This window comes from Bacillus sp. JJ1532 (assembly GCF_036965085.1).
Classification (GTDB): Bacteria; Bacillota; Bacilli; order Bacillales; family Cytobacillaceae; genus Cytobacillus.
In genome coordinates this window covers 7,035-13,340 of sequence record NZ_JBALOW010000060.1, presented here as the reverse complement: position 1 = coordinate 13,340, position 6,306 = coordinate 7,035, and the positions used below count along the sequence as shown (strand labels likewise).

Here is a 6,306-nt window from a genome sequence, read left to right as displayed (position 1 = left end):
ATTTCGCTGCAACAATTGGTGTTGTTGAAGCTGGTTTTAATAATACAGTGTTTCCTGTTACGATTGCTGCAACAGTCGTACCAGCCATAATCGCTAACGGGAAATTCCAAGGAGAGATAATGATTCCCACTCCTAATGGAATGTAGTCATAACGGTTATATTCGTTTGGACGGCTGTTTACTGGAACACCATCTTTAATACGCAGCATTTGACGTGCGTAATATTCTAAGAAATCAATCGCTTCTGCAGTATCTGCATCTGCCTCATTCCATGGCTTTCCTGCTTCTTTTGTTAAAAGAGCAGAGAATTCATGCTTGCGGCGGCGGATGATCGCAGCTGCTTTGAAAAGAACGTCCGCACGAATTTCCGGCTTTACCTTTTTCCATGTTTTGAACGCTTCAACAGCAGCCTGCATGGCTTTTTCGGCTAATTCTTGGCTTGCCTTGGATACACGACCAATCACTTCTTCTTTATTTGCGGGATTATAAGAAACAATTTTTTCCTCAGTAGAAATACGCTCTCCACCAATGACTAAATCGTAGTCTTTTCCTAAATAGCCTTCAACCGTTTTTAAGCCTGTTAGATATGCCTCACGGTTTTCGTCTAACTTAAAATTTGTGAATGGCTCATGTTTGTATGCTTGTACCATGATTCCTTCCCCCTTAGCACTTTTTCATTACATCCATATATCATTGCAAGATATGTGCCAAATATGTATACCGTGTCAAATGTTGTTTTTTCTTTCTTAACAGCAAAATTATTTTGCATTTTGATCTCTCAACACCTGTTAAGGAGCAAAAAAACATTGCACCCCTTCCATTCTTTACATAAAATGAAGGAAAGAATGATGAAGGAGCAAGACAATGAATAATCCAAATTTCGCTCAAATGAAATTAATTAATACGTTTTTCCAACAGATACTTAAAGAAATAGATATCGGAGTCCACGTTGTTGATCACGAAGGCAAAACGATAATTTATAATAAAAAAATGGCTGAAATGGAGGGAATGGATTACTCAGATGTCCTCGATAAGGAGCTATTGGATGTATTCTCCTTTCATAAGGATGAGGCTAGCACCCTTTTGAGAGCTTTAACTCACGGGGAGAAAATCATTAATGCTAAGCAAACTTATTTTAATAATAAAGGGCAGGAAATAACAACGATTAATAACACCTTCCCCGTTTCGGAGGAAGGCGTTCGAATTGGCGCCATGGAAATTGCCCGCGATGTGACAAAACTAGAAAAGCTGATTAGAGAAAATATGAATAAAAAAGGAAACACCCGCTACACATTTGATAGCATTATCGGAATCAGTGAAGAAATTAAGAATGTGATCGAGGCGAGCAAGAGGGCGACCCGCACTAGTTCATCAATTCTTATCGTTGGTGATACAGGAACAGGAAAAGAGCTATTCGCACAAAGCATTCATAATGGAAGCAATCGATCTTCAAAGCCCTTTATCTCTCAGAACTGTGCTGCCTTGCCTGATAGCTTGATTGAGGGGCTGTTATTCGGGACAAAGAAAGGGGCTTTTACAGGTGCGATTGAACGTCCAGGTCTTTTCGAACAGGCGGAAGGCGGAACCTTGCTGCTTGACGAAATCAATTCTCTAAATCCAGCCTTGCAGGCGAAGCTTTTAAGGGTTTTACAGGAACGAATGGTTAGACGAATTGGAGACACAAAAGATCGTAAGGTAGACGTCCGGATCATTGCTACTATAAACGAGGATCCTATCGATGCGATCTCCGATGGAAGACTGCGAAAAGACCTATATTACAGATTGAGCGTTGTTTCTTTATTCATCCCTCCTTTGCGGGATAGAAGGAAGGATATTCAAGATCTTGTCCGTTTCTTTATTGAAAAATACAATCACCTTTTTGGCATGAAGGTTCAAGGGATTGACGATCATGTTTTAAGTGTATTTGAACAGTATGATTGGCCTGGAAATGTACGGGAACTAGAGCATGTTATAGAAGGTGCGATGAATTTAATTGTTCATGAGGAGCACATTGGTTATCTTCATTTGCCGATCCATTTCCGCAATAAGCCGCAATTTAAAAATGATATTTTTACACCGATCAGCCTAACACATCATCAGAATGAATCAAGCAGTCAATTTAAGTCCTTGGAAGATTATATGGATGAAGCAGAAAAAAGCTATTTAGAAAAAGTGTTACAGCTTCATCAATATAATATTACCCAAGCCGCAAAATCTCTTTGCATGAGCCGGCAAAATCTGCAATATCGGCTTAAAAAGCACCAGATTAGGAAAGAGGAAGCCACAGTTAGCGGAAATATTCGACTATAAAAAACTCGCCGATTGGCGAGTTTATATTTTTATTGATAGAGAATATCGTCTTTAAGCGTATTAACTTTATTTAAAGCCTGGGCGATATCTTCATCACCAACCCCAAAATGAGCGAGAGCCTCTCCCAGATGTGTGGCAATGGCATCAAAATGCTCGGGCTGCAGATTCATCCCTTTATGAGCCTTTGCCATCGAATTTCCCGAATATTGATTAGGTCCACCTAAGGCAAAGCTAATAAACTTCGTTTGATGTCTGCGCTGCTTTTCCATATCTGTATTCTCAAAAAATTGGTTTACCGTTGGATCCTTTAAGACTAATTCAGAATAAAAGTAGTCGACAACCTTTACAATTGCCTCTTCACCGCCGACTTTTTCATAAAGTGTTTGTTCTGCCATGTGAAATTCCCCCTTCATATTAATAACAAGAGTTATTATTCGATAGAGATTAAGCAAGTATTCAGGTTCCCTTTGACCAAAAAAAGTAAAAAACCGGGCTAAGCCCGGTTTCCATTCTTATTTCTTAATCAAATCTTCACGTTGAGATTGGTCAATCCACTCTTGAAGTTTATCCTTAAGTGTATTAAATCCTTGAGCCGTATCGTTTTCCACATGGATTGGAGCTGCTGGGCGAGGTTTACGCGGCTTTTTCGCTTTTACTTCAGCCTCGGCTGGCGCTTCTTGTGTAGCACGGATCGATAATCCAATTTTTCCTGATGCCTCATCAACAGATAAAACTTTAACTTCTACTTCATCTCCAACTTTAAGATGTTCATTAATATCCTTAACAAATCCATGAGTAACCTCAGAAATATGAACAAGCCCTTGAGTAGTCTCATTCAACGCAACAAACGCACCATACGGTTGAACTCCTGTCACCTTACCTTTAATAACACTGCCTACTTCGATTTTTTCAGACATGGAAACACTCCTAATTTCTATTAATTTTTATCCTTTTTATTCGCAATTAAAAATTATACCACAGTTCAAGCCTTTTTTCAAAAAGTAATTAATTCGGTCTTGATATTCTCTATTTTGCTCGTAATTAATATTATTATTTAATCTAGACAGACAAGTTTTATTGGATAAGATGTTTTTTGTGATTTGATGTTTGAAAGCAAGGCTTGTTGGGCATGATGGTCTTAAAGACTTTCTAGTATTCCCCCTTTTTGAAGTGACAATCCTTTGGGTTGTCCTTTTTTTGTTTGGTTGATTTCAATTCCTTCGGTGAAAATAAGGTATACTGACATTGAGGGGATATACATGGAGAATACTATGGAAAAACAAGACGTACATATAAATGGAAATCATATTTACTATGAAAGCTTTCAGCGACACTCATCCTCAAAGAAAACCGTTGTCCTACTGCACGGCTTTCTATCCTCAAGCTTTAGCTTCCGGAGGCTTATCCCCTATTTAATAAATGAATATAATGTCATATCTATTGACTTACCCCCTTTTGGGCAAAGCGGAAAATCCCGCCGTTACAAATATTCATATAAAAATATGGCGATGACCGTTATACAGCTCATTGAAAGCATACAATTAAATAAAATCATATTACTTGGCCATTCTATGGGTGGACAAATTTCCTTATACATCGCTCATTTACGTCCAGATCTAATTGATAAAGTGGTACTTCTTTGCAGCTCAGGCTATTTAAAAAAATCAAAGCTCCAGCTTGTTCTTGCGACTTATCTTCCATTTTCTCACCTATTCGTTAAGAGGTGGCTGGAGCGTTCAGGATTAGAAAATAATTTACGGCTCGTTGTTTACAACCAATCTATAATCGATGAAGAAATGGCAGAAGGATATTTAGCCCCATTTTTAAAAGACGATATATTCTTAGCCCTGGCAAAGCTAATCCGTGACCGCGAGGGAGATTTGTCTGCAGATATCTTAAAAGAAATTCAAGTACCCTGCTTATTAATTTGGGGAGAGCAGGATAAAGTAGTTCCACTGCAAATAGGCAAACAGCTGCAACAGGATCTAAATAATTCGAAGCTCATTGTTTTAAAAGAAACCGGCCACCTCCTTCCAGAGGAAAGACCGGAGGAGGTTTTCCAATATATAAAGGAATTTACTAAGAAAGGGTGAATCTGCAAAAGAGTCACCCTTCTCTAAATTGTACACACTCCATCATCTTTAATAGCCAGAAGTTTACGAGCGACTTCTGAGCATTCCTCAATGGCTAGAAGCTTTTCAAAGGAAAATTCAAAAATGGCCTGAATTTTTCTAGCTAGCTTATTCTGATCATCTAAATCATGGACTGCCTGAACAATATCAGCAATTTCCGTTTCATAATTGCCTGCACCCATTCCAAAAGGATCCCACTCATTTATTGTATTGACGAGCTGTATGTTTAATTGTTGAATTTGCATATTATCACCTTTCCGCAGATTAACGGGCTGTAAGACCCCACTTTAAAAAGTTTGAGGAAAAAAGAAACCTATTCAGGTGACTAACAGCCCGTAAAAGCCCTATTATAGGAACACAGACTAAGAACTCCACGTCCTGTGGCAACGTCTGTGTGACCCACATCCTGTGGGCCGCAACTACAATCAGTTGGTAAAGAACAAGTATAATATTTTTTTTATAAATAGCCCATGTCTATCATATTCATCTTGGATTAATCAACACTGATTGAGTTTCACTAAATGTTTTTACTTTTTGTTTCCATCCCTTATTATAGAGGAAAGGCTATATCATTGAAAAGGCGGGGATACAATGAAGAAGTTTGACTTTGACAAAATGATTAATCGGGAAAATACCTCCTCTGTTAAATGGGGAATGACCCAGCAAGTCTTTGGAACGAGCGATGTATTGCCAATGTGGGTAGCTGATATGGATTTCGAGCCGCCTTCAGAAGTAAAAGATGCTCTTCTGGATCGAGTTCATCATGGTGTTTTCGGCTATACGTATCCTTCAACCTCTACTGCTGATAGCATTAAGCAATGGCTTCAGAATAGACACAGCTGGAATGTTGAAAGTGAATGGATTCTTTATAATTTGGGAGTCGTTCCTTCGATTGCAACCGCTATTGAGGCCTATACTGTCCCTGGAGATAAAGTGATGCTCCAATCACCTGTGTATGCTCCTTTTTTCGACATGATTAAGAAGAATAATCGGGAAGTAGTAAATTCCCCCTTAAAGTTAATAAATAATCGATTTGAAATCGATTTTGCTGATTTTGAAGATCGATTAAAAGAGGGAGTTAAGTTATTCCTTTTATGTAATCCGCATAATCCTGGCGGCAGAGCATGGACAAAAGAAGAATTACAAAAGATTGGTGAGCTCTGCCATCAGTATCATTGCTTAATTCTTTCCGATGAAATTCATTCTGACCTTGTTTTTAAACAAAATAAGCATATTCCAATCGCTTCATTGGATAACAAATTCAGTGAGATTACAATTACTTGCATTGCACCAACAAAAACATTTAATCTAGCAGGTCTACAAGCTTCTGCTGTTATCATTTCCAACAAAGAACTTCGCGAAGGATTTCAAAAAGTTCTGCAGCGTCAAGGCTTCTTTTCATTGCCAACATTTGGAGCAATTGGAATGGAAGCTGCTTATCAGCACGGGGATAGCTGGTTGGATGAGGTTCTTGAATACTTACATGAAAATATCGCAACAGCAAAGAGCTTTATCGAAAAACACTTGCCTTCGATCAAAGTCATGGAACCTGAGGGCACCTATTTATTATGGTTAAATTGCCGTGGGCTGGATTTAAGCGATGAAGACATTAGAGAACGGTTATTATATAAAGGCAAGCTGGCATTAGAACCAGGGAAAAAGTACGGTCCTGGGGGCGAAGGCTTTGTTCGCATGAATATCGCCTGTCCGCGGGAAATGTTGTTAGATGGGTTGGAGAGATTGAAAAAAGCATTTGATTAATAAGTGGATAAAGTTGTGGATAGTGGGTCAATTTTCTTTCACCAAATACTACTTTGTGGACAACTTTTTGGAAATTTTGCTTTTTTGTCCGATAAACACACTTT

Annotated in this window: 7 protein-coding genes; 3 read left to right on the top strand and 4 right to left on the bottom strand. The window is 38.6% G+C overall.

The window, feature by feature from the left end:
- Positions 1-649: aldehyde dehydrogenase family protein (locus V7122_RS19480; protein WP_335528431.1), on the bottom strand; the 649-nt coding region annotated here is incomplete at its 3' end.
- Positions 650-863: 214 nt separating this feature from the next.
- Between V7122_RS19480 and V7122_RS19475 the strand changes: the two genes are divergently transcribed.
- A complete protein-coding gene (locus tag V7122_RS19475) occupies positions 864-2,309 on the top strand; it encodes a sigma-54 interaction domain-containing protein (protein WP_335528429.1) in 1,446 nt (481 codons plus the stop codon).
- A 29-nt stretch (positions 2,310-2,338) separates the two neighbouring features.
- On the opposite strand, the gene V7122_RS19470 is transcribed toward V7122_RS19475, so the two are convergent.
- Positions 2,339-2,704, bottom strand: coding sequence for a group I truncated hemoglobin (locus V7122_RS19470; protein WP_335347267.1), 366 nt, complete (start codon positions 2,702-2,704; stop codon positions 2,339-2,341).
- A gap of 117 nt (positions 2,705-2,821) precedes the next feature.
- Entirely contained in the window at positions 2,822-3,226 is a 405-nt protein-coding gene (gene yugI, locus V7122_RS19465; RefSeq protein WP_335528426.1) for a S1 domain-containing post-transcriptional regulator GSP13, read from the bottom strand.
- A 342-nt stretch (positions 3,227-3,568) separates the two neighbouring features.
- On the opposite strand from yugI, the gene V7122_RS19460 reads away from it, so the two are divergent.
- Positions 3,569-4,402: an alpha/beta fold hydrolase gene (locus V7122_RS19460; RefSeq protein ID WP_335528423.1), complete on the top strand. Its 834-nt coding sequence runs from the start codon at positions 3,569-3,571 to the stop codon at positions 4,400-4,402.
- A gap of 23 nt (positions 4,403-4,425) precedes the next feature.
- On the opposite strand, the gene V7122_RS19455 is transcribed toward V7122_RS19460, so the two are convergent.
- Positions 4,426-4,686 (bottom strand): DUF1871 family protein, encoded by a 261-nt coding sequence (locus V7122_RS19455; protein WP_335354667.1) that lies wholly within the window; start codon positions 4,684-4,686, stop codon positions 4,426-4,428.
- A gap of 346 nt (positions 4,687-5,032) precedes the next feature.
- Here V7122_RS19455 and V7122_RS19450 point away from each other — a divergent pair, with 346 nt between their 5' ends.
- Positions 5,033-6,202, top strand: a complete 1,170-nt coding sequence (locus V7122_RS19450; RefSeq protein ID WP_335528420.1) for a MalY/PatB family protein — start codon at positions 5,033-5,035, stop codon at positions 6,200-6,202.
- The last annotated feature ends 104 nt before the right edge of the window (positions 6,203-6,306 follow it).

Bases quoted from the DNA above. Each gene is read 5' to 3' on its own strand.
- yugI (WP_335528426.1), bottom strand. From the start codon at position 3,226: ATGTCTGAAAAAATCGAAGTAGGCAGTGTTATTAAAGGTAAGGTGACA.
- V7122_RS19450 (WP_335528420.1), top strand. From the start codon at position 5,033: ATGAAGAAGTTTGACTTTGACAAAATGATTAATCGGGAAAATACCTCC.
- V7122_RS19455 (WP_335354667.1), bottom strand. From the start codon at position 4,686: ATGCAAATTCAACAATTAAACATACAGCTCGTCAATACAATAAATGAG.
- V7122_RS19470 (WP_335347267.1), bottom strand. From the start codon at position 2,704: ATGGCAGAACAAACACTTTATGAAAAAGTCGGCGGTGAAGAGGCAATT.
- V7122_RS19460 (WP_335528423.1), top strand. From the start codon at position 3,569: ATGGAGAATACTATGGAAAAACAAGACGTACATATAAATGGAAATCAT.
- V7122_RS19475 (WP_335528429.1), top strand. From the start codon at position 864: ATGAATAATCCAAATTTCGCTCAAATGAAATTAATTAATACGTTTTTC.